Origin of the sequence: Planctomicrobium stercoris (genome assembly GCF_051465655.1) — a bacterium.
In the GTDB taxonomy this organism is placed as follows: Bacteria; Planctomycetota; Planctomycetia; order Planctomycetales; family Planctomycetaceae; genus Planctomicrobium.
The window spans coordinates 2,311,336-2,336,421 of sequence record NZ_CP195791.1; the positions used below are offsets into that span (position 1 = coordinate 2,311,336).

General features: G+C 59.4%; 36 protein-coding genes. 20 read left to right on the plus strand and 16 right to left on the minus strand.

Going from position 1 to position 25,086, the window contains the following annotated elements:
* Nucleotides 1-460: 460 nt before the first annotated feature.
* The 20 genes from SH661x_RS09590 to SH661x_RS09685 all read left to right on the plus strand — a co-directional run bounded on the left by SH661x_RS09590 (nt 461) and on the right by SH661x_RS09685 (nt 13,288).
* Complete coding sequence (locus tag SH661x_RS09590) at nt 461-817, plus strand: hypothetical protein (protein WP_437230356.1); 357 nt, start codon at nt 461-463, stop codon at nt 815-817.
* Nucleotides 814-966, plus strand: a complete 153-nt coding sequence (locus tag SH661x_RS09595) for a hypothetical protein (protein ID WP_437230358.1) — start codon at nt 814-816, stop codon at nt 964-966. The genes SH661x_RS09590 and SH661x_RS09595 overlap by 4 nt, the downstream gene beginning before the upstream one ends.
* A gap of 170 nt (nt 967-1,136) precedes the next feature.
* Nucleotides 1,137-1,340, plus strand: a complete 204-nt coding sequence (locus SH661x_RS09600) for a hypothetical protein (RefSeq protein WP_437230360.1) — start codon at nt 1,137-1,139, stop codon at nt 1,338-1,340.
* Entirely contained in the window at nt 1,337-2,011 is a 675-nt protein-coding gene (locus SH661x_RS09605; RefSeq protein ID WP_437230362.1) for a hypothetical protein, read from the plus strand. Before SH661x_RS09600 ends, SH661x_RS09605 begins: the two co-directional genes overlap by 4 nt.
* 31 nt (nt 2,012-2,042) lie before the next feature.
* Nucleotides 2,043-2,297 carry a hypothetical protein gene (locus tag SH661x_RS09610; RefSeq protein ID WP_437230364.1) on the plus strand — a complete coding sequence of 85 codons (255 nt, stop codon included), beginning with the start codon at nt 2,043-2,045 and terminating at the stop codon, nt 2,295-2,297.
* 50 nt (nt 2,298-2,347) lie between these two features.
* The gene (locus SH661x_RS09615; protein WP_437230366.1) at nt 2,348-2,551 is read left to right on the plus strand and encodes a carbon storage regulator; all 204 of its coding nucleotides are present in this window, start codon (nt 2,348-2,350) and stop codon (nt 2,549-2,551) included.
* A gap of 13 nt (nt 2,552-2,564) precedes the next feature.
* Nucleotides 2,565-3,557: a hypothetical protein gene (locus SH661x_RS09620; protein WP_437230367.1), complete on the plus strand. Its 993-nt coding sequence runs from the start codon at nt 2,565-2,567 to the stop codon at nt 3,555-3,557.
* A 521-nt stretch (nt 3,558-4,078) separates the two neighbouring features.
* Nucleotides 4,079-4,513 (plus strand): hypothetical protein, encoded by a 435-nt coding sequence (locus SH661x_RS09625; protein WP_437230369.1) that lies wholly within the window; start codon nt 4,079-4,081, stop codon nt 4,511-4,513.
* 47 nt (nt 4,514-4,560) lie between these two features.
* The gene (locus SH661x_RS09630) at nt 4,561-6,981 is read left to right on the plus strand and encodes a ParB/RepB/Spo0J family partition protein (RefSeq protein ID WP_437230371.1); all 2,421 of its coding nucleotides are present in this window, start codon (nt 4,561-4,563) and stop codon (nt 6,979-6,981) included.
* Nucleotides 6,982-7,025: 44 nt separating this feature from the next.
* Nucleotides 7,026-7,433: a hypothetical protein gene (locus SH661x_RS09635; RefSeq protein WP_437224950.1), complete on the plus strand. Its 408-nt coding sequence runs from the start codon at nt 7,026-7,028 to the stop codon at nt 7,431-7,433.
* A gap of 62 nt (nt 7,434-7,495) precedes the next feature.
* Nucleotides 7,496-8,248, plus strand: coding sequence for a hypothetical protein (locus SH661x_RS09640; protein WP_437224953.1), 753 nt, complete (start codon nt 7,496-7,498; stop codon nt 8,246-8,248).
* Nucleotides 8,249-8,298: 50 nt separating this feature from the next.
* Complete coding sequence (locus SH661x_RS09645) at nt 8,299-8,595, plus strand: hypothetical protein (protein ID WP_437224955.1); 297 nt, start codon at nt 8,299-8,301, stop codon at nt 8,593-8,595.
* Nucleotides 8,592-9,002 (plus strand): ASCH domain-containing protein, encoded by a 411-nt coding sequence (locus SH661x_RS09650; RefSeq protein WP_437224958.1) that lies wholly within the window; start codon nt 8,592-8,594, stop codon nt 9,000-9,002. The genes SH661x_RS09645 and SH661x_RS09650 overlap by 4 nt, the downstream gene beginning before the upstream one ends.
* A 649-nt stretch (nt 9,003-9,651) precedes the next feature.
* Nucleotides 9,652-9,810, plus strand: a complete 159-nt coding sequence (locus tag SH661x_RS09655) for a hypothetical protein (RefSeq protein WP_437230373.1) — start codon at nt 9,652-9,654, stop codon at nt 9,808-9,810.
* A 186-nt stretch (nt 9,811-9,996) separates the two neighbouring features.
* Nucleotides 9,997-10,398, plus strand: coding sequence for a hypothetical protein (locus SH661x_RS09660; protein ID WP_437224962.1), 402 nt, complete (start codon nt 9,997-9,999; stop codon nt 10,396-10,398).
* Nucleotides 10,399-10,432: 34 nt separating this feature from the next.
* Nucleotides 10,433-10,717 (plus strand): hypothetical protein, encoded by a 285-nt coding sequence (locus tag SH661x_RS09665; RefSeq protein WP_437224965.1) that lies wholly within the window; start codon nt 10,433-10,435, stop codon nt 10,715-10,717.
* Entirely contained in the window at nt 10,717-10,878 is a 162-nt protein-coding gene (locus SH661x_RS09670) for a hypothetical protein (protein WP_437224967.1), read from the plus strand. The genes SH661x_RS09665 and SH661x_RS09670 overlap by 1 nt, the downstream gene beginning before the upstream one ends.
* Nucleotides 10,879-10,984: 106 nt before the next feature.
* Nucleotides 10,985-12,319: a hypothetical protein gene (locus tag SH661x_RS09675; protein WP_437230375.1), complete on the plus strand. Its 1,335-nt coding sequence runs from the start codon at nt 10,985-10,987 to the stop codon at nt 12,317-12,319.
* A gap of 7 nt (nt 12,320-12,326) precedes the next feature.
* Entirely contained in the window at nt 12,327-12,551 is a 225-nt protein-coding gene (locus tag SH661x_RS09680) for a hypothetical protein (protein ID WP_437230377.1), read from the plus strand.
* A complete protein-coding gene (locus SH661x_RS09685; protein WP_437230379.1) occupies nt 12,548-13,288 on the plus strand; it encodes a hypothetical protein in 741 nt (246 codons plus the stop codon). Before SH661x_RS09680 ends, SH661x_RS09685 begins: the two co-directional genes overlap by 4 nt.
* A gap of 416 nt (nt 13,289-13,704) precedes the next feature.
* On the opposite strand, the gene SH661x_RS09690 is transcribed toward SH661x_RS09685, so the two are convergent.
* The 16 genes from SH661x_RS09690 to SH661x_RS09765 all read right to left on the minus strand — a co-directional run bounded on the left by SH661x_RS09690 (nt 13,705) and on the right by SH661x_RS09765 (nt 25,071).
* A complete protein-coding gene (locus SH661x_RS09690) occupies nt 13,705-15,081 on the minus strand; it encodes a hypothetical protein (protein WP_437230381.1) in 1,377 nt (458 codons plus the stop codon).
* A complete protein-coding gene (locus SH661x_RS09695) occupies nt 15,078-15,761 on the minus strand; it encodes a hypothetical protein (protein ID WP_437230383.1) in 684 nt (227 codons plus the stop codon). Before SH661x_RS09695 ends, SH661x_RS09690 begins: the two co-directional genes overlap by 4 nt.
* Nucleotides 15,762-16,640 (minus strand): hypothetical protein, encoded by an 879-nt coding sequence (locus tag SH661x_RS09700; RefSeq protein WP_437230385.1) that lies wholly within the window; start codon nt 16,638-16,640, stop codon nt 15,762-15,764.
* Nucleotides 16,640-17,386 carry a hypothetical protein gene (locus SH661x_RS09705; protein WP_437230387.1) on the minus strand — a complete coding sequence of 249 codons (747 nt, stop codon included), beginning with the start codon at nt 17,384-17,386 and terminating at the stop codon, nt 16,640-16,642. Before SH661x_RS09705 ends, SH661x_RS09700 begins: the two co-directional genes overlap by 1 nt.
* The gene (locus SH661x_RS09710; protein ID WP_437230389.1) at nt 17,386-18,186 is read right to left on the minus strand and encodes a hypothetical protein; all 801 of its coding nucleotides are present in this window, start codon (nt 18,184-18,186) and stop codon (nt 17,386-17,388) included. Before SH661x_RS09710 ends, SH661x_RS09705 begins: the two co-directional genes overlap by 1 nt.
* Nucleotides 18,186-20,105, minus strand: a complete 1,920-nt coding sequence (locus tag SH661x_RS09715; protein ID WP_437230391.1) for a hypothetical protein — start codon at nt 20,103-20,105, stop codon at nt 18,186-18,188. The genes SH661x_RS09710 and SH661x_RS09715 overlap by 1 nt, the downstream gene beginning before the upstream one ends.
* Before the next feature lie 28 nt (nt 20,106-20,133).
* Nucleotides 20,134-20,271 carry a hypothetical protein gene (locus SH661x_RS09720; protein WP_437230393.1) on the minus strand — a complete coding sequence of 46 codons (138 nt, stop codon included), beginning with the start codon at nt 20,269-20,271 and terminating at the stop codon, nt 20,134-20,136.
* A 35-nt stretch (nt 20,272-20,306) separates the two neighbouring features.
* A complete protein-coding gene (locus tag SH661x_RS09725) occupies nt 20,307-20,861 on the minus strand; it encodes a hypothetical protein (RefSeq protein ID WP_437230395.1) in 555 nt (184 codons plus the stop codon).
* Nucleotides 20,839-21,633: a glycosyltransferase gene (locus SH661x_RS09730; protein ID WP_437230397.1), complete on the minus strand. Its 795-nt coding sequence runs from the start codon at nt 21,631-21,633 to the stop codon at nt 20,839-20,841. Before SH661x_RS09730 ends, SH661x_RS09725 begins: the two co-directional genes overlap by 23 nt.
* A gap of 9 nt (nt 21,634-21,642) precedes the next feature.
* Nucleotides 21,643-21,891, minus strand: coding sequence for a hypothetical protein (locus SH661x_RS09735; RefSeq protein ID WP_437230399.1), 249 nt, complete (start codon nt 21,889-21,891; stop codon nt 21,643-21,645).
* 81 nt (nt 21,892-21,972) lie between these two features.
* Complete coding sequence (locus tag SH661x_RS09740; RefSeq protein ID WP_437230401.1) at nt 21,973-22,458, minus strand: hypothetical protein; 486 nt, start codon at nt 22,456-22,458, stop codon at nt 21,973-21,975.
* 24 nt (nt 22,459-22,482) lie between these two features.
* The gene (locus tag SH661x_RS09745; RefSeq protein ID WP_437230403.1) at nt 22,483-23,004 is read right to left on the minus strand and encodes a hypothetical protein; all 522 of its coding nucleotides are present in this window, start codon (nt 23,002-23,004) and stop codon (nt 22,483-22,485) included.
* Nucleotides 23,004-23,519 carry a hypothetical protein gene (locus tag SH661x_RS09750; protein WP_437230405.1) on the minus strand — a complete coding sequence of 172 codons (516 nt, stop codon included), beginning with the start codon at nt 23,517-23,519 and terminating at the stop codon, nt 23,004-23,006. The genes SH661x_RS09745 and SH661x_RS09750 overlap by 1 nt, the downstream gene beginning before the upstream one ends.
* Before the next feature lie 18 nt (nt 23,520-23,537).
* The gene (locus SH661x_RS09755; RefSeq protein WP_437230407.1) at nt 23,538-23,693 is read right to left on the minus strand and encodes a hypothetical protein; all 156 of its coding nucleotides are present in this window, start codon (nt 23,691-23,693) and stop codon (nt 23,538-23,540) included.
* Nucleotides 23,693-24,061, minus strand: coding sequence for a hypothetical protein (locus SH661x_RS09760; protein WP_437230408.1), 369 nt, complete (start codon nt 24,059-24,061; stop codon nt 23,693-23,695). The genes SH661x_RS09755 and SH661x_RS09760 overlap by 1 nt, the downstream gene beginning before the upstream one ends.
* A 71-nt stretch (nt 24,062-24,132) precedes the next feature.
* The gene (locus SH661x_RS09765) at nt 24,133-25,071 is read right to left on the minus strand and encodes a capsid cement protein (RefSeq protein WP_437230409.1); all 939 of its coding nucleotides are present in this window, start codon (nt 25,069-25,071) and stop codon (nt 24,133-24,135) included.
* Nucleotides 25,072-25,086: the final 15 nt, after the last annotated feature.

A 25,086-nucleotide genomic window follows, 5' to 3' on the forward strand; every position in this document is an offset into this window, starting at 1 on the left:
GTTGGGCGGGTGACCTTGAGGGGGAGCAGTCGGCGGCGTTGGCCCGCTCTGTCGGCTGCTCCCTTCTCTTTTTGAAATCTCTTCAGCCCGGTGTGTTGCCGGGTCAACGACGCATTGGAGCTGGCGCGATTGCAGTCTCGCGTCAGTTCCAATGCCGATTCATATCGGTTCGATGTGGGGAGTGTTGAGCGGGGCGGGGTCACATGACCTTGAGCAACTGGAGTGTGTTCCCTGCCCCGCTCTTGACAAGGAGTGATGATGATCCAAGTGACTTGTTATCGACAGAAACTCGTTCGCGAACTCATCAAGGCCCGTGAGATCGCCCTGCAAAACCGCCGCAAATTGCGCACGGAGCGGACGCTTGAACAGGTCCGCCACTGCCATGAACTGCTTCGCCGCTTTCGCGGGTGAACCCAAAGGCTGACCACGCAAGAAATCGGCACCTGCAGGAGATGGTGAATTGCCTGGAAAACTCAAAACGTTGATGCAGTTGCGTGAGGCCCTGCGAAGCCTCATCGATGAACGCGAGGATGTCAGCGCCTCCGCCAAAACATACGTGGTCACGCAGCAGGAACAGAACTGCCGATCCAAATCGGTTTTTCACTCCGGCACGATCAACTGGCGATTGCCGGCTCAGCGCGGGGGATTTCTCAGCGTGACCGAAGTCGGTGACACATTCAGCGAAGTGTACGACCGCTGCCGCGTTGCACTGCGGCGCGAGCTGGAGGAACGTGGCCGCGCGCGACGGATCGCCTCTGCTCCCACCGCACGCGTGTTGCCGGCACCTGCCCCGCGCCGACTGGAGTATCAGCCATGACATGGATTGATGGAGTGCTGTGCTTTGTCGTCGTCGGACTGGTGATCGATCGGATCTGTCTCGAGGGTCGACTCGCGTGGAAGCATCTGGATCCAGATGACCACTACGGTCGGTGGGGGCACAAGCCGGAGTCTCCGGACGATGAATGAACTCGATGAGCTGCTGTTCAAGGTGATGTTGGCGGGGATCGTCATCGGCATGGGGATCACGCTGGGAATGATGTGGGGGACCTCAAGCGAGGATCTTGATGATGAGTGAGAGGGACATTCAGCAGATCTTGTCGGAGTGGTGTACCGAGTCTCCGCAAGAGCCTCTTGTTATGGCGTTCGATCGCCCGACGTTGTTTATGACGATGTCGGCACTCCAGCTGGCGCGGCGGCATCCCGCCTTCCCGGGAAATGTTTCCGGGGTGATCGACTCCGTGATCGAAGGGATGCAGGGCCTGATGCGGGACGACATCGCGCAAATTGCCGCCATGGGGCAGGATCCTTCCTACGACATTCCGGTGGAGGAGCTGCCGTGACGGTCGCGGATCATCGCCAGTTTCTGGAGTCGCGGGGGTTCATCGTGGCCCGGGACCCGTTCCCGGGAACAAGCGGACCGCTGTGGTTTGCCCAGGAACCGGCGATCGATCCTCGCATTAAACGGGAGAAATTTGGACCACACAATCTGTTCATCGACCTGGCAACGGGATCGTGGCAGCATTGGGGGGAACAGACTTGGCACAGGTTCGACGTTGGACCATGGAATGAGTTGATCGAAGAGGAGTCTCCGGACCTCTCAACTCTCAACTCTCAACATTCAACGTCCACGGGGGAGAGGGAGGCGGACTCCGCTGATCGATCGGAAGCCCCGCCTCCTCTCCCGCCGGAGCTGCATTGTTTTTTTGCTCAGTGTCTCGCTGCCGGGTTCGCGTGGGACGATCGCCTGAATCGGGAGTGCAACCACGTCGTCTCCGGCTGGGAGACCGGCAATCGGTGGATGCTTCGCGACGATGTTTCGTGGCTGGTCTCCTCGCGGACTCAGACCATCAACGGTCGGGTCAACGGCATTATCGAGGCGTTGCCTTTAAGTCACTTCACGGGTTCAGCCCGCAGTGTTTCGACGCCGGCCCCGCTCCCGCGCCGGGAGCTGTCGGCCGTCGGCGTGGTAGTCCAGAGCAGCGGACGATCGCTGCAGAAAGGGTTCTTTTGAAATGTGTGTGATCTGCGAAATCACTAAAGAGATGCTTTCGCGACTGATGGAGAGCATCGGTTTCGAAGTCACTATGGCGATGACCTACAGCGACCAGCTCCACGGCAGGACGGATGTTGATGCGCGAAGACAGCGCGTCAATGAGCTGCTCCACAGATGGCTCAACGAAATCAAAAGCGAGGACATCACGACGCCGCAACAGATTGCACTTCGCCTGCTGCAGAAGTCTTCCGTCTGGACATCGAAGGAGTTGGCAGGAGTCAACTTGTCCCCGCAACACAACTAACGCACCGGCGTTGCCGGTGAATCATCACCCCCAGGAGAAGGAGAGCATTGATGCTCGTGTTATCTCGCCACCGAGATGAATCGATTTACATGGAACTGGAGGACGGACGGCTGATCAAGTTGATGCCGGTGGACATTCGCGGTGACAAGGTCCGCCTTGGGATCGAGGCGCCTGACACCATCAAGATCCACCGCGAAGAGATCTGGGAGCAGATCGTCGAGGAACGGACCGCATCAGCTTCGCCCGCAGCCTGAAGGAGCAGGCACGATGCCTCCAAAATCACAACAGCAGCCCGAGTTACCTTGGGCGACGAAACGCGGGCAGGAGCTGAAGGCTCTGCGCCTGATCGACCTGAGCGACCCTCAGGCCAAGCTGCTCCTGCTCTCCTGCGATCTGGTCGTCAGTCAGGAAACCGGCTTCTACGACCTCGAGCTGGATGAGCTGCGACGGATCGCGAACATGAGCCGGACCACGTTTTACGATCGACTCAAGAAGCTGCAGAGGCTCGGACTGATCAGTTACAGCCCCCTGCATAATTCCCCCAAGCAACGGGTCTGGGTCCATCGAGGCGCAATCGCGCAGATGGCGGACAATCGAACAGCAATCGCTGTTCGCCAGCCGAACCCGGTCCGAAGGGCGAACGCTGCACTCCCAATACGGGACTCATCAGTTCGCCAGTGGGACGAGCCAGTCCCATATGCGGACGAATCCGTTCGCCGGTGGGACTGCACTACTACGGAACCAACGGAACCAACGGAACCTCCGGCACCTCCGGAGAACGTCGGGGAGGCGGCGGAGGCGACGTGGGAGCTGGTGCGGGATCTGCTGATCGACCTGGGGGTGCTGAAATGGGACGCCGCAATCGCGTCGCTCCAGCAGCACGTCACGCCGGGGCACGCAATCGCGTTGTGTCGGCACTATCAGCGACTCGGAACGCAGTCGGGGTGGACCCCGGTCACCCTGTTTTTTCGTTGTCAGCGTGCCCGCCAATCGGTGGCGACTGACGCAAACTGGCCGCCTCCTGAGGCTCCGAGATCGAGGCGACCGGCGCAATCGCTCGCCGATCTGGAATCCCAGTTCGGCGAGGTCCTCGACGCGATGTCGGTCGATGAGCTCGGCAGTCTGGTGCGTCGAGGAGATCTCACGGTGCAGTGTCTGTTTCGGCAATCGACGCCGCGTCAGGCACGGGCAGCGGGAGCATTGCGAGAGCACCTGCTGAGACTGGTGTCCCGCACGGAAATGCAGGATGTAGCGAGATGAAACTTCGATCCGGCTGGTGTGAGCATTGCGATTGTTTACGGACGTTCCACGAGGTCGAAGTGATTCGGTTTGGCGTGGCCTATCCGTTCCTGGAATGCCGGACGTGTGCGAGGAAGCGGCGGGACCGAAAGCGAAAGCCGTTTCTCAAACTCATCCAGCGGAGTTTGTTTGAGGCCCTGAAATGATCATCGACGGTGACGGTGTGGTGGAGCTGGATGATCGCGAGTTCGAGAGCTGGCAGCCGGACCAGATCGAGTTGCTGGAGTACTGGAACCGCTCGCTGAGCGGGAGTGAGGGACGGACCGAGTCGCGGATCGACCTGTGCGTGGCGGCTGCCGAGCTGGTCGGTGACCGCTATTCGGATCCGGATCGAGACTGGGGGCGAGCGTACGGAGATCTCCAGCGTTTGTCCTGGGCCATCATCAATCAGGATGGCTCCGAAAGAGGTCAGGCAGTTTTCAGTGAACGATTCCGAGCTGCAGTGGCTCGGTGGGACAGGTCAATTGAAGAGGAAAGTGACGATGGGGAAGGCGATCGATTCGACGTTGGTGGAAGGCAGCAAGGCCTGCAACAAGTGTGGGAAGGCGAAACCGCTCGAAGCCTTTCCCATCAATCGGCGATCGAGGGACGGCAGGAACGTCTGGTGCAAGGCCTGCATGCGGGTCAACCAGGCTCAGTACCGCCAGACCCCGGCCTACCGGGAAGCGATCACGAAATACCTGGCTCGACCGGAAGTGAAGGAGAGACGCAAAGAGTACCAGCTACGGAGAGAACAAACTCCGCGGCGACAGGCCTGGAAGGCAGCGTACACCCAGACCACGAGATGCAAGCTGCAGCACTCTCGTGTCGAGGCTCGGCAGAGACTCAAACGAGCAACGACCGACAAGCGTCGTCAGGAGCTGCTCGCACTGATCGCGAGCTACGACCGCGAACTGGATCGGATCAAGAACCAATGAAATCCCCTGGTGCCACACTCATCATCAACCCCACAGCGAGGCAAGGCATGGCCACAGCAACAGCAAAGCGAACACCTGAGAAATCGGCGGCTCCGACCGCACCGAAGCCTATCCAGTTGCGGATCGAAAAGCGGCTGAAATGGTCGGGATTCGTCACGATCAGTCACGATCCGCAGCAGTCGGCCCCGTGGTCCTTCTCGCTGGACCTGCTCGATCTCAAGCTGGTGGCCAGAAAGGAAGGATCCCATTACGCCAGATACGCCTCGGAGCCAGCGGCGATCGCCGCCGCGTTTCGAGAGGCCATCCACTGGATGTGGCAGACGACCATCAGCAAGAAAGCAGGGTTTGAGCTGAACTCTCGCGGGACCGACATCGCCGAGCAACTCGGCAACCAGGCTCAGCAGATCCTGGGTTCCGCTGCGGACCAGTTTGGAGACTGGTCTGTCGCGACTGTCGGAAGGATTCCCGAGACCCAGGCTGAGGCCGCAGCGAAGGAAGCAGAGTTTGACGAGCATCATCGCCCGTTCCCGTTGATAGCACTCGAAGAACTGATCCAGAGCCGCAGCGCCATGGAGCTGACGCAAGACAAGATCCGCAAACCTGTCTCCGCAGAAGATCGACTGTGGATCGCAGTTGGTAGTGTCAGCTCTGGTCGCGATGGAATGATCTCAGTCGACTACTATGAGGTTGTTCCCGCCTCGACCTGGCAGGAAGAAACGGTGACTTATGCCGACATCTGTGATGATGCTGATCGTCGTCGAGAAAGCCCGGAAGGTTTTTATCACGGCCAGGCTGTCACCTGCGGAACCGGAAAAAAGCTGGTCCAGTATGTTCTGAAGGGACCTGAATACACGACACCTGGCTATGGTTTCGGCAAGATCGATGACGAGACGGCCGTCGATGCACTGCCTCCAAAGCAGATATTGCCAGACGCCCCGGAGAAAAAGAGCAAAGCGAAATCAAAGCAGGCAGCTCCCACGAGTGGGGAGGCCCGCCATATTGAAACTTTGCAGGTCGAGCTTTACCGCCTGGTGGCTCATCCGCTCAACCCTCGCAGCGGCGATGTCGATCTCGATGACCTGGTCAAGTCGCTCCAGAACCAGGGACAGCTGATCGAGGCGATCGGCCGCCCTCATCCGACGCAGCCAGGCATGATCGAATTGCTGGCCGGCCATCGTCGCCGCGCGGCTGCTCTCAAAGCCGGCTGGGAGACACTCCGCGTCCGGATCGTCGAGGCCACTGATCAGCAGGCGATCGAGATCCTCGGCCGCGATAACGAGGACCGGAAGAACTTCACGGCACTGGAGCGGGCACGATGGTATCAGTCCATGCTCGACACGCTCGGATGCTCACAGCGGGACCTGGCAAAGCGACTGGGGGAGGGGCACAGCCAGGGAAGCATCGCGAATCATCTCGTGCTGATCAAGCTGCCGGACGAGCTGCAGGAGCTCGTGACCACGCACGTGATCAGTGCGACGCATGCCCGCTGTCTGGCGACGTGGCTCGACCGGCCTGCTGTCATCGCTCAAGTTCAGAAGGACCTGCAGGCGGATGTGAAGAACCGAGAAGGGAATGGATGGGAACCGATCAGTGTTCCGAAGTTCGAAGCCCTGGTCAACGAGTCCGTGAGACGGGTCAGTCGGCCAACGGCACAGGGGCAGTATCATGACAATTGCCCGTTTCGGGTGACTGATAAAAACCGGGACGCTCTGGACATTCTGGAAGTTCCCCGCAGCTGGGGCGGGACCGAGAAACGAGCCTTTAATCTGACGCTCTACAGTCAGCTCTCGAAAGAGGCGAAAGCCAAAGCGAAGCAGAAACAGAAAGCGGCCTCTCCATCCGCTCCAGCGGAGAACGAGAAGCCGGCAGCCGCGACGTACGATGAACATGCGGTTGCTCAGGCGAAAGAAAAATGGCTTTGCCTGCAGTTGGCTGAGGCCGTCGCGAAGCTGCCGAAGAAAGACCGGCTCACGCCGCTGAAGCTGTTTGTCACCCTGAGCGGAACAGAGGCGATGTACGACGTCATCAGCAATCGAACGCTGATGTCAACGGTCCTCGGCATCGAGCTGGAGGAGAGCCCCAACCGCTTTTTGAAGACGGATCAGCTCTGGCAGTACCTCGAGAAACATGAAGCTGCTGATCTGGATCGGGTGATCCGTAACATCCTGACGCAGCTCTTCGGAAAACATCCGGATTCGGGCTGCACGGATCTCTTTGACGATGTCTTCACACTGCTCCAGCTCTGCTCGATGTTGGGGATCGATTACGCCACCGACTGGCGACCTGATGCGGAGGTGCTGGCGATCTACCCGCTCTCACTTCTCAAGGATCTGCCGGCGTCTAAGCGGATCGAGTGCGACGATATCGCGAACTTCAAAGAGCTGTCAGCGAGCAAGGAGATGTTGATTCCCGCGCTGCTCGCAGAGTGGATGCCTGGGGAGTTCCCGCCGGGACTCGAACCAGTTTAGTTAAGAGTGAACTGAAACACCGGATTATCGCGCTGGGAGTGAACATGATGGAAACGCAACTTCAGAATCCTGAAGTGGATTCTCTGCTGGCTCAGGCGGTGAATGATCGCCTGGCAGAGTTGAGAATGGATCTGGCGAACAAGCGATATTGGATCCGCAACGGACGGCGGGTTCACTGGGGTCCATGGCCGGGAGCGGAGCGAGAACGCCGCCAGGTGCTCGCGGAACGTCGCACTGAAGTGCAGTTGGCTGAGCGAGAATTGAAGGAATTCATAGCTCGCTATCGGCCGCTCATGGGGCCGGATTGGATCGGCAATGATCATGGTCGTCTGTGCTGGAATTTCTTTCGCGGAGGACTCCCGATCGGGCGTCATTTCTGTCAACTGGAGGAAGGCCACGAAGGCCATCACTGTGATGAAGAAGGTGGATGGATCGAAGGAAGTCGGTTCTAAAACAAAGCGTTAACGCGCTGGGGGAGTGCAGCATGTCGAGGGAGTCCTACGAGTCGATTGCAATGAACAGCAGAGCTGAGTGCCATCATGACGAAACGCCTGTACCGCTGAACGCTGATCAAACGGTAGTCGTTGAGGCGGGATACAGAGGGGCCGTGCAGGCTGTTGCGTTTGTGGCTGAGATGGCCAAGAAGGGAAGTTTAACGGTTTCAATCCGAGCGAACGGGTTGGGGGTGGCATTCGCAGCACTGGATCGTGTTGCGGCAGCGGTCGGATTTGAGTCGGATCGCGAAGCCGATCATAAGTCGACCCAGAAAGTTCTCCGGGCAGCGAATGAACGCATTCGCGAACTGGAGAAGCAACTGGCGGGCTCAGTAACAGGCGAGGCTCTCGCCCAGGCAGTGAAAAAGGCCGTCGATTCCATCTACCCAACTTGGAAAAAGGCCGGATTTAATTACGCCTCTGACATCAGTGCGGGGCCGAGGTATCTCTCCGCAAAGCTGCATTGTGACGCCTTGCACGGGATTTATTCTTATAGCGACACCCCCGACTCTGATGAAAAGTCCGCCGACGAACTCAGGGCTAACTTGGAGGGCGCTGGCATTGTTTTCAGCGGAGAGGGACGAAGATCCGAAGATCGGCATGCTCTCGACACGGATGCCAACAAAGCGGCGATCATCGCTGTGATTCGCGGCATTTGGCCGGAAGCCCGCATCACAAACTGGACTTCGCACTATTCCAAATTCGGGAGCGATGAGGACTTCACGATTCGGTACGTCGAAGTGCTGATACCGATTGAATCGCTGGTTTCCTGAATCGACCTGAACCGAGAACCCAAAGTTATAGCACCAGGAGAATTTTTCAGATGCGATCTAAAGATGGATGGAAAACTCGCAGCGGATTCAGCCGAAAAAATCGTGGCTTGAAGTCGGAAGCACAGCTGCAGCAAATCGTCGACCGTTTCAATCGCGACTATCCGGTCGGTACGAAACTCCAGCTGCGAAAGGACACCGGCTGGATCGAAACAACGGTACGAGACCCTGCTGAGGTGATGAGCGGACACTCAGCAGTTGCTTGGTTCGAAGGTGTCTCCGGTGCTTATTCGATTGAGGATGACCGGATTCGACCGGCCGAAATGGACTGCAGGGATTATCCGCAATGAAAGCCCTCACGATTTCCCAGCCATTCGCTTCCCTGATCGCGGACGGGACCAAGTTCGTCGAGAACCGGAAGTGGGAGTGCCTGTATCGCGGTAAGCTGGCCATCCATGCAGGCAAAGGCACGCAGTACCTCACTGCGAAGGAGCTTCAGGAGCATCCCCACAGCTGCATTCTCGCAGTCTGCACGCTGTGGGACTGCTTGCACGTCGACCAGATCCGGAAGTTGTATGAGAAGGGAGAGGGAACCAGGCGGATCACCCCGGCCACGATGGCCAAGATTGCAGAACACGAACACACCGAGGGGCCGTTTTGCTGGATCTTGCGAGACGTGCAGAAGCTGGAAACTCCGATCCCCTGCTCCGGAGCCCAGGGCCTCTGGGATGCGAGCAGGTACTTTTCGAACCGTTAATACCAAACTTATCGAGCCAGGGAGAATTCAGTGAACACAACAGAGATGGTAGAGCGGTTTCAATGCCCTGGCTGCGTCTGCGGAATCGATCGTAACTGTGGGCGATTCAATTATTCGGAAGAGGAACAGCGATGCACGGGGCATGTGCTGGGAACTATGGTCGGTCTCGGCAATACGATTGCCCTAGGGCTTCCGAGAGGCTTCTGCAAACCGGGTGCAGACTTCTCTGTGACACCAGCGCGAGCTCGTAACACAATCGATGTTCGACTTTGGTTAAGCGGGAAACGGCCCGACTGGAACCGTTTGAATATTCCAGTCTGGGCAATGGAGAAGGACGGTTTTCTTTTCGTCAGGACTTTCGCTCCCCGCGTGAATCTATCGTGGGTCGACGTCATCGAAGGGGGCAGCTTGGAGCTGGTTCCCGGGGCGACCAATGTCTCAGAATTTATTGATCAGATCGACTGAACCGATAACCAAAGATTCTCGCGCTGAGGAGATGATTTTGAACACGAACGCTGTGATGTTTCCGAGGGTTTTCAATCTTAATTCAGAGTCGGCAGTTTGGGTTGCGGCAAACTCCCTGGAGCAAGCAATCCTGTGCTATCTGGGGCGTATTGGATACTCCCGCGAGGAGGCGATTGCGGAGGAAATGATCGCCGAACCGGAAGAGGTCCCTTTCGAGAAGTGGAAAGATTTCACCTATTTCAAGGACGACGGAACTACGCACTCTTTCGAGAACCAGATGTGGGACCTGTTGATGATTGAGGAACTGGAAGTCCCCTTCATTTTCGCCTGTGAAGATTTCTGAACCGAGAAACCCTGATTTTCGCACAGGTGGGTGCCAGCGTTGGAGCTGGGGGATCGCTGCAAGTCGGACGCGATACTGCAACGGCGGAAAATGTCGGACCGACGTACTCGGAATGGCAAGGAGGTTCGAACCCTCCCGCTCACGTTTTTTTGACCGAGAACCCTGATTTATCGAGAGGATTTTGTGATGACACACGGAAAATGGACTGCTTCAACTGACGAAGAGAACTGGGATGGCGAAGGGGAGTGGGACTCAGAAGCGGACGCGATCGCTGGCGGCCCGGAAAGTCTCGAACTCAGTCCGGGCGACACCTACTATGTGGGGCAAACAAGAGCTCCGACAATCAGTGTGCCTGACGCTGATGACATCCTGGAACACATCACCTGTCAGGATGATTTCAGTCTCGACTGCGCAGAAGGGGCGTTCTCCTGCTCGAAAGAAGTTGCTGCAGAGCTGACGGACGCGATCCAAAAGACGTTCGATGACTGGATGGCTCGTCACAAATTAGAGCCGACGTTCTACCTGATCGACAACTATTCCAAGCACGTCGCACCCGGAATTCCAGAATCGGTATCAGTCGAAGACTGAGCGCGATAACAGTGACTTTTAGGATGAGGGCATCATGACATTCAGCGTGTTCTTGTGGGTGTTTCTGGCCGGTTGGGTCATTCGCGGATTTGTCGATCGTCGCATCGAATCGGCCGCGCATGTCGAATCGCTCGAACGACTCCGCCAGCTGACGGAAGATCTCGAATCGGGCCGGCTGGGCGGTTATCGGATCACCACGCTGAAACGTGAGGCGGACGGCAGCACGACCCGTAAGGTCTTCGATCCGCAGCTCGGCGAGCTGGACACGGAGGACTGGGGCAAAGACTGGACTCCGGAAAACGATCCGGATTTTGACTGATGGACGGATCCGCTTCTGGCCAGACGCTGTGGTCAGACGCCACGGCGGCTGAAATGCAGGAAGAGACAAAGTTCGGAATCAATTGCGAAGATTTCGAAGTGATCAATAACGATGGAGAGCAGCTTGACTGGCTGTCGGAAATCGCCGATCCGACCGAGTGAGCGCGAGAACCGGGAATTACCGGTCGCTTGAACACTTGAGAAATCAGTCTGTGAGCCGGCGGGGGGCGGGTTATAATCCCCCTCCCTGTCAGTCAAAGGAGTGAGGATGGACGGTTACGCTCGCACGTGGTTTCAGCGGTCGAAGGTCGAGATCGCCACCCTCGGGGACGGTCGGTTTCTGCGATGGAATGCAGCGACTGAAGAGCACGAGTACTCAGAGGTCGAGATCGACGGAATCTCCGGGCTGACGGAAGCCCTGGAGTCACGGGCTCCTCTCGCTGGCTGGGATGACTCGCGGGTCATGGTGTCTGACGCGGAAGGCAGGATCTCCGCCAGCTCGATCACCACGACGCTGCTGGGCTATCTGGCCGGCCTGACGGGAGCCATTCAGGGGCAGCTTGATGCCAAGGCGAGCTCGACACACTCTCACGCACAAAGCGATGTGACCGGTCTGGCGACGGCTTTGGCCGGCAAGGCGGATTTGGTCGATGGTGTCCTGGCGACGTCGCAAATCCCGGCCGTGGCAATAAGTGAGTTTCTCGGACCGGCGGCTGACGAAGAGGAGATGCTGGGGCTCGAAGGAGAGCGAGGGGATTACTGTTACCGGACCGACATCGAAGCAGCGTTCTGGCTCACGGCTGACGATCCCAGTGAGCCAGAGAACTGGCTGCAGGTCGCCATCCCGACTGTGAGCGTCCAGAGCGTCAACAGTCAAACCGGCATTGTCGTTCTTGGCTTTGCGGACGTCGGCGCGGCAGCGGCCAGCCATTCTCACGAGCAAAGTGATGTCACCGGCCTGGCATCTGCCCTGGCTGGCAAAAGCGACACGGGACACACGCACACGAAGTCGGGGATCACCGATCTGGAGACGATCACCGTCACCCCGACAAACGGGGCTGTACCGAAAGGTGACGGCTCTGGAAAGATTGCGGACGGGTGGCTGTCGAGCAACGTCCCGCTGAAAAACGCAGCGAACACATTCACGAACACACTTACGGCAGCCCAACTTTGGGCGGGGCGAACAGAATATCAAGCTATCGTAAACTGCATAACGACTACGGGCCGGGCGGAAATCGTGTTTGCGGAAAGCAGCACGGCTAAAGTCTCTCTAGGGTACAGGGCTTCAGCGAATGGAACGAACCCGAATGAATTCTGGTTCAATGCCTCGTCGGCAACGGGGGCTCCAATCAAATTCTTCGTGTCGTGGTCTGGGACACCAGCGTTAATGATCGACGCGGCCACTGGCAACGTTGCAATCAAGTCGTCCTCAGCAACGGCCCCTCTCGACATCAATGGTGACACGATCCGCCTTCGTACTGCCAAGACTCCTGAAAGTGCATCAGCGACTGGAAATGCGGGGGAGATCTGCTGGGACTCCTCATACTTGTACATCTGCACAGCCACAAACACGTGGCGGCGAATCGCACACAGCACATGGTGATCATCCCATGAAAATCCAGTTCAAACCATTCATCGCGATCCAGTTTCAGCAGGTCGACCAAGACGGCAAGGCGACTGATCTCCCCCCGCTGACGCTGGAGCTGCCTCCCAACTGGGAGCAGGTTCTCGGGCCGCAGCTGACGCAGACCGTCACGCAGGTTCAGGCTCAGCTGCAGGCGGATCTGGATCGCAAGCGGAGTCTCTGGTCACGTCTTTTCAGGAAATCAACATGAGCTGCACGGTCGTGTTCTACCATGATGTCTCTGGCGAAACGCTCTCTCTGCGGCTGCTCGATGCGGCCGGAGAGATGGTCAATGGAGAGGCCCCGGACTCGCTGACCGAGCCGGACTCCGATGCGAAGCCGTTCCGATACGAGGCGAGCGTTGCTGAGGACCTTTCCGGCTGGTTCACCGCCCAGATTTTTGATGAGGATGAGGATCTGCTCTACACCGGCCGGGTGAAGGTGGCGGACGATGAGGGGAGTTACCTCATCGATGATCCCTCGCGAAGCGACGCCAGCCAGAGCGAGCTCGCTGTGGGATCCCTTTCTACAACCGCTCTGCAGCAGCTGGCGGGGACCAGGGCGATTCACATTGCGGTCCCTGCCCTGCTGGGGCGAACGTTGACGGACCCGCTGATTCAGGGGGACACGTACTCGGCGGAACTGGATTCCGCGATCGAGTTCAGCCGCAGTGACTTCCCCGACATCGCTGAAGAGTCCACCTGTCGGCTGATCGCCCGGAAGCAGGACTGCAGCGACGTGGTGACATTCACGATCAGCGGCGAGCAGGCGTCCATCCCGGTTCGCACAGGAGCGAAAGTCTGCCGGTTCGAACCGACTGCCGAGCAGACCCGCGAGTGGGAACCGGGGAAGTACGAGTTCAACGTCGACGTCATCTGGCCGGACGGAAAAACCCGGACGTTCGTGGGTCCGAATGTGTTCCTCCGGGTGATCGGCGACGTGCAGTGATCAGCAGGATTTTGGATTTGTCGCATCACCACACGTTCCACACCTCACGACCTGCGTCTCCAGATCCGGATCGCTAAACTTCCTGCCGCTTGTGGTGCAGCGTTTGTGCAGGGCGCATTCGTAGATGGGGAGTGTAGACTTGTTGCCACAGCCGCACGGCTCGTGATGCTTCAGCTCGCCACGGTGGATGCACGGCTCTGCTTCTGGCGGCTTCTGGGCCGTTTTCGCTGCCGGCCGCTTTACCTGCGATGCTGTGCGTTTGGGTGCCGGGTCGAGCCGGAACGGGCAGCCGTCGCATTTTGTCAGCGGGACTTTCCAGCGGTCGTGAGGCGCGACGACTTTTGGATGCCGACACCAGCAGTGCGTGCTGTCAGTGCGTCCTCGATGTTCGCAGCTGGGGGGGTGTTCGTCGGACATTACAATGTCAATCCCGGCGGTGGAGAGGGGATGTACAGCGGGATGCGACACTTCGGAAACTTCCCGGGCGGATGCACGAATCCGGAGCCGTCGATTCCAAGGACGTCAAGTTCGAACAGGTTCCAGCAGTCATACCGGATCTTTTCGATGTTGCGATACAGGACGTCCCAGCGGCAGGCGGTTCGAAAGCCGGGGTCTGTCATCGTGGTGACTGTGTCGTACGCGCAGTGCAGGTATCCAGTCGAGGTGAACCGGCTGTCGGAACTCGGCGCATAGGTCGAGTAAAGCTGCCAGTGCTCCGTGGAGGGAGTGCCGTTGTTGGTGAGGGGGATTGTGGGGGTGATGGTGAGGTCGGAGTTGTCTGGAATCAACTCCAATGCAAGGATGTCTGGAAACATTCCGGGAGATGCGTCGAAGAAGTCGAATCCACCAACGACAAACTCATCGGCAGTCTTGCTTGACATCATCAATGGAGACCATGTTCCAGTTCCGGAAACGCTGGCATAGCTGCAGTCAATCTGCCGCCCCTCATAGGCGATTCTGGCACCACCACTGCCTCCACTCTCCGCGACTTCGATGATCACACCATCGAAGATTGCGGAGACAAAGTACGAACCGCCAGAGGATTGAAGCGGCAACACAAGATTCTGTGTCTTCAGATAGTTGACTGCGTAAATCATTGCGTCTCTATCGGTCGACGAGACGCCAGACGGAATATTGTCGAGATTGATAGATTCAACAAATTCCCTCAGGTTCACCCCCGGCTTCCTCGGTGCCGTGATGGACAGCTTCAGCTCCTTCCGCATCCTGTTTTCCGGAGGCAGCGTGCTCGGGTCCGCCGATGGGTCGCCGCACATGTCCGAGTAAGGCGATTCATACGGTGATTCGCCGATGTCGAACACCAGTTCCGCACTGACCGACGCATCGTTTTCCGTCGCCGACCCAGTGCCATCTGTGATTGCGCACGGCCACAAACTGTCCGGGCAGATGATTGCTGTCGAGCCTTCGCCGGAAAAGTGCCCGCTGATCAGGCTGTCAATTGCCTGTGCCACCGCGTCCGAAATTGCCTGCTGCACGTCGTCCGGATCCTCCCACAGATCGCGGCCAGCATTCGTCAAAAGGACCGTGAACGAGTCGTCCAGCATCGTGTAGACATCGCAGGTCACATAGGTCGGATCGATATCAACGGTCCGCATCCGCAACCACGATTGCCATCTGTCGGGGTTGCTCAAGTCTGCCGTAAACTCTCGCTCAACAGCCATCTGTGTCTCTGCCTCTACGTTGGGACGTGATACCTGTTCGGGGACAGGCGACGTTGTATAGACCCACAACAAAACGAACAGAACCAGCAGCAATAACGCGGTACGAACAATCATCGTCTCACCACAATTCGAGGCCCCGGAAGTGTGCTATGTCGCGACGATGCGACCTGCAAAGCATCACCACTGGTGCCAGTCGGCTTGATCTCCACCAGCAGCGACACTGAGCTTAGCGTCGATTCAGGTGCAACGGAAAGTAATTCCGCGCGGATCAAACTCGTTACATCAATTTGCCACCACCCCGCCGAATTGCTGACTGCGGTAAAACTTGATTCGCTCGCGACGGGTGCGGTTGTCGGGAGCGTTTCCACTGCACTGACATAGATCTCCGCGGACATGCCCGCTGTGATGGCCCTGAACTCCAACGTGGCCTTGCGGAACGTGGTGCCGTGAGCCAGAGCGGTCGAAGTCGCGGACGGTTCGAGGGTCATGCACCAGAACCATCGTTCCATGTTGTCGTTGTCGAACTGCAAATAATCTTCCGTGTCGTCGAACTCCTCCTCAGCCAGCGCGAACCCGTCGTTGCTCGCCTCATAAACGTCTGACGGCCAAAGGTCGACATACGGTGGCAGGCAGATATCTGTAGTGTTGGTGTACGTTGTGTCGCGCCAGTACCGGTTGCAGCCCATCGGGTAGACGTGGTGGCAGATGTAGTCCACATCCAAACACGGATCGCAGGAAAAGTTGAGCGTGCCAACCAGTCCGGAGTGCGTCAGCGTGTGGGTGATGGGGGGCATTTATGCGACCGGATGAATCGTGACTGTTTCGGGGAATGCCGTGAAAAAAAAGTCGTTCCCGTCTTCTTGCGCCGAACCCAACGACTGACCGGTCCACGGCAATGTCAGTGGCTTGTCGAAGCGGCAGTCATCAAGCCCCAGGCTTTCGTGGGATGCCGAGTACACCAGATACGCACTCCTGTTGTACGGGTCTGCGAGTTCTCCGTCGCTCCCAACCAGCCGCCAATACAGAATGCAGTACACCATTGCCGGACCCGGCGGTTCAGGCGACGACTCGTATTCGTCGTGCTGACAGATCATCACCTCACTTCGAAAGTAAGGTTTGATTGTTCGTTCGCTCTCCTCTCCCTCGTCGAAGACGGCTTCTTCGCCGTTGGTCAGGTATTCGATATTCGATCCCGGATAAAAAAACTTCGTGCCGCGAGTCCTGAATTCACTTCGCAAGCTGGGAGCGCCGTAGTCTTCCCCCCAAATGCTCACATTTCTAAGTTCGTGCATGTAATCGAGCTTGGTCTCGACGATGGCACGCGACAAGGTGGAGTCGGTCGCCCCAAAGCGAACGCCGGAGAATTGCGAGAGAAACCCCCACTTCCGATGCGGTGCATTCTCGGTTAGATCTCTATCCAAGCAGCACAGATCCGGAAACAACTGCGGACCCACACACAGGCACCGCAGCGGATACCCCGCCCCCAACCCAGGCGGGACCACATCCTCCGATCGCACAACCCTCTGGTACCGCGTCTTCGTGTGCGGCTTCTTCGACTCCACGTTCTCGTACAGCAGATTGCAGCAGTCGCTGACAACGGACAGGTTCCATCTGCCCGGAGCCATCGACGGCGGGTCGTCAAGCGGGTACAGGTTGTAAGCGAGACCTGCCATTACTCCTCCGGTGGCGGTTCGTCTTCAGGGCAGTCGAGCGTGTAACCGTCAGAGTCGTACTCCGCGTCTGTGCCGGTGTGGGAAATGAGGATCGACGCCTCAAGCCCCAGCGGATCGTCAAAACTCCAGTTCGCCGGAAGCAGGATGTCCCCGAACTCGATCGCACCGACTTCCGAGCTGATGCTGCAGTCACAGCCGCCGGTGGAATCGCCGCCGCCCGAGGAGCCGGAGGAGGAGCCGCCGCCGATGCGGACCAATGCAATCCGCTCTTCATCGTCCGGACCCGGGTCGTACAGGATCACGCACGGGCCGCTGTCGGACGCTTCCAGCGTGGATTGATCCTCTTTCGTGGTTGCAGACGTTTTGTCCGCCGGCCCTGTCAGCCGGGCCCACGTGACGCCGGAGACCACTCCGAAGGGGTCGACGTCCCCATCGGCAAGACGGAGCTGCGTGATTGCAATCCGCTGTTCATCATCCGCCCCGATCGCGGTGCCATTGAACGCCATCAGGGAGCGGTAGCGATCTTCATCGGTCGCCGGATCGATCACCGGAGACGTGCACTGCACCACGGAGTACTGCGGGAGCGGATCGCCGGTCTGGTTCCGGATCATCGCCAGATCGGGATTGCGAGCCGCGGGGAGCGGAGCGTCTCCGCCATTCAGTCGGGAGGCTGCATCGGCCGCCCTGTCCCAGCTGTTGAGCTGTCGCGTTGTTGGCACCCAGCGACCGCCGCGTGTGTGTTTCATCAGCCGATCCCCAGCGCGTCAAAATCACCCTGAAAATAGACCGGAGCCACCCCGACGTGAGTGACCACCCGGCGCATGATCTCGCTCCCCTGAATGGCACTGATCGGCCACAGATAGTCCCAGCCGTTTTTGTTGATCCCGGTGACGCCGCCGACTGTGAGACCCGTCTGGTTCGGCCGGACCGCCCACTCGAACGAGAGCTGCCAGTCACCCAGGCCACTCCGGCTGCCACTCACGCCCAGCAGTAACGCTTCTCCGGCGGAGTGTCCCTTCCATGTGTCGTTGTTGGTCTTACCGACCAGGGCTTTCGCAGCCGCCTTGATCGCATCAATGGCCCCGGCCCCGCGCCAGTGGGTTTCGCTTTCGCGATAGGTTGGGATCGAGATCTCGCAGCCCTCGGCGTCGCGACCGTCGCAGCGATCGCCGATCAGACTGAGCGAGAGAGCGGGAGCGCTCCCGAGCTTGTACACGGAGATGTTGCCGGCCGGGACCAGCACCCGCGTGTTTTCCACGGCGATTTCAAAGCTGAACTGCGTTTCGCCGCTGGGGCTGGAGTACCGCTTCCAGCTCGCGGCACACCGCCAGACGTTCTTGGCTTCCTCTTTGGCACTGATGTCCCACCAGGAGAGGTCATCATAGTCCGGCGGATCCGCGCCGATGTCGGTGCAGAGCTTCGCGTAGACGGCATCCAAGGCAGCGCTCTCGGTGGCGCAGTTGCCGACGACGATGATCCGCGTGGCAGTCTTGGTGCCGTCGCGAACGAGCGTGGCCTCGCGGCCCATATTTTCAAATGTTGCCATCAGAGTTTGACCTCATTGACCGATTCAACACCCTTCCGGATCTTCTCGGTTTCCCCGAGGATGCGCTCCCCGAGACGCTGCATCGGATTGCCGCCGGGAACTCCCGGATACATGCGGGAGGCTGCCTGAGAAAACGTTCCCGACTTGTCCGTCCCCTGCATCTGAAACATTCCGGAAGCGATTCCAGGCAGCTGGAGCTGGGGAGTCCCGGGCTGGGGGCCCAGCGCCTTGGCTTCACCGACAGCTTTTTCCCAGGCGGTGCGGGCTTCGTCCATCGCGTGCTTGGAGGCCGCGACCTGACTTTGATACTGCTCGTTATTGGCTTCGAGCATCCCCTCCTGATCGGATTGGATCTGCTCGAGCCTCTTGCGTCGGGCTTCATCGCGGTTTGCGAGGTTCGCTTCGAGCTCACGGTCGATTGCCTGCTTTTTCTCCCCCTGAATCATGTTGTTGTCCCGCTTCTCGACCGCCTTCTCTTCAGCGGTCATATACGGGTTCATGTCGATCAGGAGATTGCCGAGCCAGGTCGATGCATCAATCCAGCTCTTCCGGAAACTCGCAATGAACTTCGACCAGGCATTTGAAAGAAAACTGATCGTCTCCACCCATGCGGTCGAAAGCGCCGTGGACAGGCCGATCATGATGTCGACGGCCCCCTTCTTAAACTTGTACCAGTACGAGAGCAGGTACCCGGTTCCCGCCACCCAGGCGAGTTTGAGAGTCGACCACAGCACGTCGGCGGCCTTGCCCCAGTCGCCGGCAGTCAGAGCACTCTTGATCGCATCGAACGTCGCGACCGCGACCTGATAGAGGGGGCCGAACACGCTGCGGAGCCAGTCCATCGCCGCTCCACTGCGAATGGCCCAGGCCGCCAGAACCGACAGGCCGATCGCGGCGGCCGTCAGGAACAGGCCGAACGGACTCCCCACCAGCGCCATGATCACACCGGAGACAATCCCCAAGGCAGCTCCGATCGCCTGCACGGCGGCCATCATCGCGCCAATGATCGAGCCGGCGACAGCGAACGCGACTCCCAGGGCGAACACGACGGCGGTGGCCGCAGCGACTCCGGCAATGACGCCGGCAATGATCTGGACCAGACCACGATTTTTGTCGACCCATTTGACCACGACCGCGATGCCTGAAGACACGACGGTGAACAGCTTCGTGAGCATGGGGGCCAGGGCTGCGGAGATCTTGGCTCCAACGGTCCCCATCGTCGACCACAGGCGGGTCCACGCGCTGAGCTGCTCGGCCGCTGCCGAGGCGTCCGCCTGGCTCATGACGAGGCCGAGCGTCTCGGCCTCCTTCTGCATCTCCCGGATCCCCTTGGCGCCATTGGCGATCATGGGGAGCAATGCCTCTCCGGAGCTGCCGAAGATCCTGTTGGCGGCCGCTGCGCGAAGTGTGCCGGCCCGCACGCTCGAGAGGGCCTGCGCGGCGTAGAGGAACTGCTGTTCGGGGTTCATGCGCGCGAGGGCTCCGATCGAGATTCCGAGCTGCGCAAACGAGATCCGGGCCTCATCGTTCCCCTGCATCGCGGAGAAGAGCTGATCCTGCAGGTTTCCGGTGGCGCTGGTGACGTCGGTCATGCTCGCCCCGGCCTGCGTCGCGGCATACCCCAGGGAGGTCAGCTGCTCGGCGGTCATGCCCGTCCGCTTCGACGTCTTGTCGATCTGGTCCCCGAACTGCTGAAAGTTGCGGGCCGCCGCTCCCAGACCGGCGAGGATCCCCGCCGGAGCCAGGGCTGCAAACATCCCGGAGACTTCGCCGGCGATCCCGAAACTCATTTTCTGCGTGAACACCCGGAACGCGCCGAACTGCTGCCGGACGATCGCCAGGCCGCGCTTCAGCTGCGTGCTGTCGGCAAAGAGCTCGACGAACGCGCGACCGGCCCGGATCGCTCCTCCGCTCGCCATGTGTGCCTCCTGCTGATTTCTTGAGTGTTCAGTCCGTCAGTCCGAACAGGTCCGCCAGAGAGACCGGCGGGGGCTCGTACATCGGGTTGAGTTCGTGTGGCTTGACCGGCTTGGTTCGTCCCATCTGGCTGTTGCAGATGGCCGCGAGTACATGACTGGTGAGCATCCAGTCATGCTTCAGGCGGCCCCGGTAACGATGGTTCAACTGTCGGAGTGTGTAATGTCCGGGGTCGGGGATCCCGAGGACACCACACCACTCGTCAACGAGCTCCCAAAGATCTCCGCCAGGTGAGTGTCGAACTCCTGATCCATCTTCCGGAGGGCCGCCTGCTCGATCTGCGGATACCTCTCCTCCGCCCGATCGGACATATGTCGCAGGGTCGTCTGGGTCAAAGTCTGGGTCTTCGTCCAGAGCGTCTTCAGAGCCCGAGCTTTCTCGGGCGGGGAAAAAGCCTGAATGGCCTCCATCAGCGCTGCCACGGCATCCAGCACCGGCTGACAACAACCGTCCTTGACCAGACCGTCCGCGAACGTCTCGGCCGTCAGTCCGGCCGTCTTAATGTCCTCCGTCAGGAGGATCGAAATCACGTCGACCAGAAAGAACGGATCCTGCTCGAGCTGCTCGAGAACTTCAGGCGTCTTGTGGAGATTGAGCAGATCCACACCCTTCTCGGTCTTCAGCAGCTGCAGGCGTGCGAAGTTGAGAGCGAGGTTCCAGCTCCGGTTGGCATAATCAACGAACGTCGTTTTCGACATGGTCCCTCCTTGGAATGATGGATTGGTAGGTCGCCCACCAGAGATCCCAGAATGGGCGCTGCCATTCAAACTCTGGCGGATGCAGCCAGGGCTTCGCTGCGTGCGCGAAGTGCAACAAACGGACCGGATTCGTCCGGAACAGCTCCGGCTGCCGGACGGCGGCCCAGGTGCTCATATTGAACCCCAGACCTGCGTACTTCACCCGCTCCGGTTCGTGACGGTTGAAGTAATCATTGAGAATGACCTGATCACCGTACCGGACCGGAGAGCTGTACGAGCGAGCCTGAGTCATCAGGTTCTCGAGGGTCCGATCACAAGGGCGAAAGCAGAACACGCCGGCGTTCCACACGGGGCGACCGCTCGGGAGGTAGTCGGGGTCTGAGTCGACAGGCCGACCCAGCGAGCTCTGCTTCTGCACAACGGTCAGATCATCCCATTCGAGCAGCTCCGTGAGGGGCAGCAGACACAGGATGTCGGTGTCGAGATAGAGCAGCGGCTCGCGGTAGGGGAGGCGCCAGATCAGGGGCTTCTGAAAGTTCCAGCGCATCCGCGCTGTGCGAGTGGCGGGCTCGGGGAACCGGCCGAGGGACTCGACCGGGATCCACTCCAGCGGGATGCCGAGCGAGTCCGCAAACTCCCTGTCGGCCGGCGGGATCCGATCGTAAGTGACAACTGTCATCTCGATCGGAATGCCGGCGTTTGCGCGGAGGGAGGCCAGCAGAGCGTGGAGCGCTGGTGCATAGTCCGCAGTCAGGGTCGTCACGAATCGCATCGGGCCGGCTTACTCCTCAATTCCCGACTTTGATTTTTTGACCATCGTCGCGCGGACGTTGATCTTCTTTTCCACGCCGGACTTCAGCCGGACCGTGTGCTGCAGGATCGTGCCCTGTTTGGGAGCGACGGTTTCCGCAGGCCGCTGGACCGGAACGAACTCGGCCGGAACGCCGGCGGGATTCGCGGGAACGATCGGAGTGTTTTCCGGAACATTGTCGACCGGAACGGAGTCGGTCGGCTTGGTGGTTTTCGCCATGATGACACCTCGTTTGAGGGAAAAGGGACTCTGGGAACTGACCTCTGACGGCTGACCTCTGACGGCTGACCTCTCTCTCGATCAGCTGCCTCCTTCTTCGATCACGACCGCCATCGGAGCTGTCGTGTAGTTGGCGCTCGGCCGCAGGGTCACAGACAAGGACGTCGAGTCATGTGCCTGGTCGTCATCCAGCTGGGTCACGACAAACTCTGCCATGTAGCCGTCGACTCCTGCAGTCGTGATCGGACCGTTCATCAGGGCGAGGACCACGATTTCATCGCCAGACCCGTCTTCAGCCTCGGCCGCGGCGAGAATCAGATCGTAGAACGTATCTCCGGGACGACGGGTCAAGGTCATCGACACCTCGCGCGTCATGTGACCGCGAAGGACCGTGGTCTCGTTGAGATCCCGCTCCTTGACTTCCGCGACGTCACGGCCCTGCGTTTTACTCAGGCCCTGAATCTTCCCTCCGTGAACCCAGGTGGGAGCTGCCAGAGGGGCGAGCGAGTAATACGCTCGGCAGTTTTTCCCGAGCTGCGGTGCGCCTGCTCCTAATGCGAGACTCATGATCGATGCCTTTCGTGGTTGGGGTCAGAGACCTCGAATAAAGATCCCTGCCTGATAAAGTTTCGCCGCCTGCCTCTGCAGCTGCCGATCAAACGCCGGCTGCATGTACGGCCTCGGCATGATCCGCACGCCGCGGCCTCCGTTGGGATGGACGATCCCCCCCTCTTCGAGGATCTGCGGGACCGGCTTACCGGTCTTGCTCGCTCCATTGAGTTTCACGGGACCGATGATCACGCTCCGGCGCATGCGGTCGAAGTAGAAGAAGATCATCCGGAGATTGAAGCCGGCCCCGGCATCGGCTCCGTGAGAGGTCCAGATCGAGGGACCCTGCCCTGGCTTGCTGGCGGACTTGCGTTTGCGCAGCCGTTGCCGCGCATCGCGCATCGTGAAATATCCGAAGCGGCTGAGGGCGGAGACCGTCTTTTTGTCCATCATCGTCAGGATGGCATCGCGGTCGAAAAAGTCCTTCCCCAGCGACTTCCGGATTGATCCGGGTCGACTGACTCCCCCTCGTGGGATCGTGCGATCAAAGCCGATGGCAGGCATCAACGCAGCTCCCGAAACTGGACCCGGAACGCGGAGATGAACACGCCTGAATACTTGATGCCGGTCTTGCCTCGAACCCGACTGAGCTGCGACGGATCGAAGCGGGCCAGGTACTGGAACTTCATTGACGCGAAAATGCTGCTCCCCACCTGAAACCGCTGCGGGCAGAGAAACCGCCGAAACGCTTCGACGAGGTCCGCCAGTGCATCGAACTGTTCAAGTGACTGGTCCGTGAGGCGTTGACAGACCGTCAGATCGATCGGCCAGACGCTCCACATTCCGGACTGTTCATCCTCCGACTCGTCGTCATCGCTCGGAGCGTCACCCCGCTCGGTGAACTCACCTGAGGGTTCGACCCACGGGTTGACGCTGACCTGCAGCGTGTCGAGCTCGCCTCCTTTGAGAGTCCATTCCGGCAGCCAGGTCCGTTCCGCCACGAACGGCAACGCCCACTGACGAGTGTTCAGCTCGTGAACAATGTCATTGCAGAGCAGGATGTCGGATGAAGCGGGCATGGGAGCAGGGGTGAGAGGTCAGGGGTCAGGGGTTTCGAGTTCGATTTCAGTTCCGCAGCGGGGACAAAAGTCAGCCGCTCCTCCGCCGGCGTCGTAGCTGTAGATCACGACATATCGCAGCCCGCACTCTTCGCAGATCAGGTCCGGGACTTCGCCATCGGGATCGCATGCCATCAGCGAGCCTTTCCGATTTGGCGTGTGTGGATCCGGTAGTGGGTTTCGCCGCGATCGGACCACTCCCAGCAGTCGACGGCATCGCCGAGCTGCACCACCTCGTACCGCTGTCCCTGATCGATGATGAGATCGCCACAGGTCGGCAGTCGACACTCATCGCCGGGAAACCGATACAGATCGGCGGCGATGATGTAATCGCGCTCCCGCACCAGAATCCGGGCCGACTCCGAGATCGCCGTCAGTGCCCGCGTGGCCGCCGGCACCGCCGTGATTTCCTGCGTGATCGCATCCCGCTGAATGCGGACTGTGCGTCCACATTCAGCGGTGATGTCGGTCATGGCTTCGGAGATCTCATCATCAAAGGACATGGCGGGCCGACGTCAGAATGGACAAAGAGGTCAGGGAACGGATCGCCCCTGACCTCTGAAAGCACGGGCGATTACTGGAGCATCGTGCGGACGCGCGGTCCGTCGACGTGGAACTCTCCAGGGCTGTCATTGGAGGTCTTCTCGGAATGCGCGAGCAGGTAGAGCAGCGTGGCTGCATCCACCCGGAACGTGCTCTCCTCGAGGACCCGCACGCCGTCGATGTAGACCGCGACGTCAGCGGGGTTCCGGCAATCCAGCCAGACCTCGAATCGCGTGGCGAGGACGGCATCAACCGTGGTGTCGGTCGAGGCGACCGTGGTCGTGCCGTCCTTGCTCTGCACATTCAGGTTCAGGCTGGCGCCGTCCATATGCAGGAACAGATACTTGGCGATGGAGTCCGCGTCGGTCGAATGCGTTCCACTCGCCAGTCCGACATTGAAGTCCGTCGCGGCATCGTCGCCATTGGTAACGACCTCGACACCAAACTCGACAATCGGATTCGAGGAGATGTCGATCCCCGCTTTGCTGAGGAGGTCGACCTTCTGGGCTTCGGCAGCCGTCGTGAACTTCAGAGCGTGACAGCCCCCCAGGCGGACTAGTGATCCGTTGGCCACATTGGTGTTGTAGAACGGATCGCGCAGCACGTCGATCGTGTAAACTGGCTGCACGTTGATGTTCACCAGCATCGTAGTGTCGTCTTCAGCGGCATCGCCGACAGCGGTTCCGAGGAAGAAATCGCGATCGTTGGCGGTCTTGAAATGAGCCTTGGACGCGGAGTTGTCCCAGCAGACCTTGCCGCCGTCGAGGATCGCAATTCCGGTTGTCTTCGCGACACGGAAGACACCTGTGGTCACGAACGCCGCGGGCACACCGGCCGCAAGCGCTGCGGCATTGAGGCCCTGGATTACCCCGGCCCGGCCGTCCGGCATCTGCGCCACCTGGCCGGCGTGGCCAGCGACTTCGAGCGTAAGAACCCGCTCATGGCGGACATCTTTGAAATAGGTTGTCATGACTGGTTACCTCGT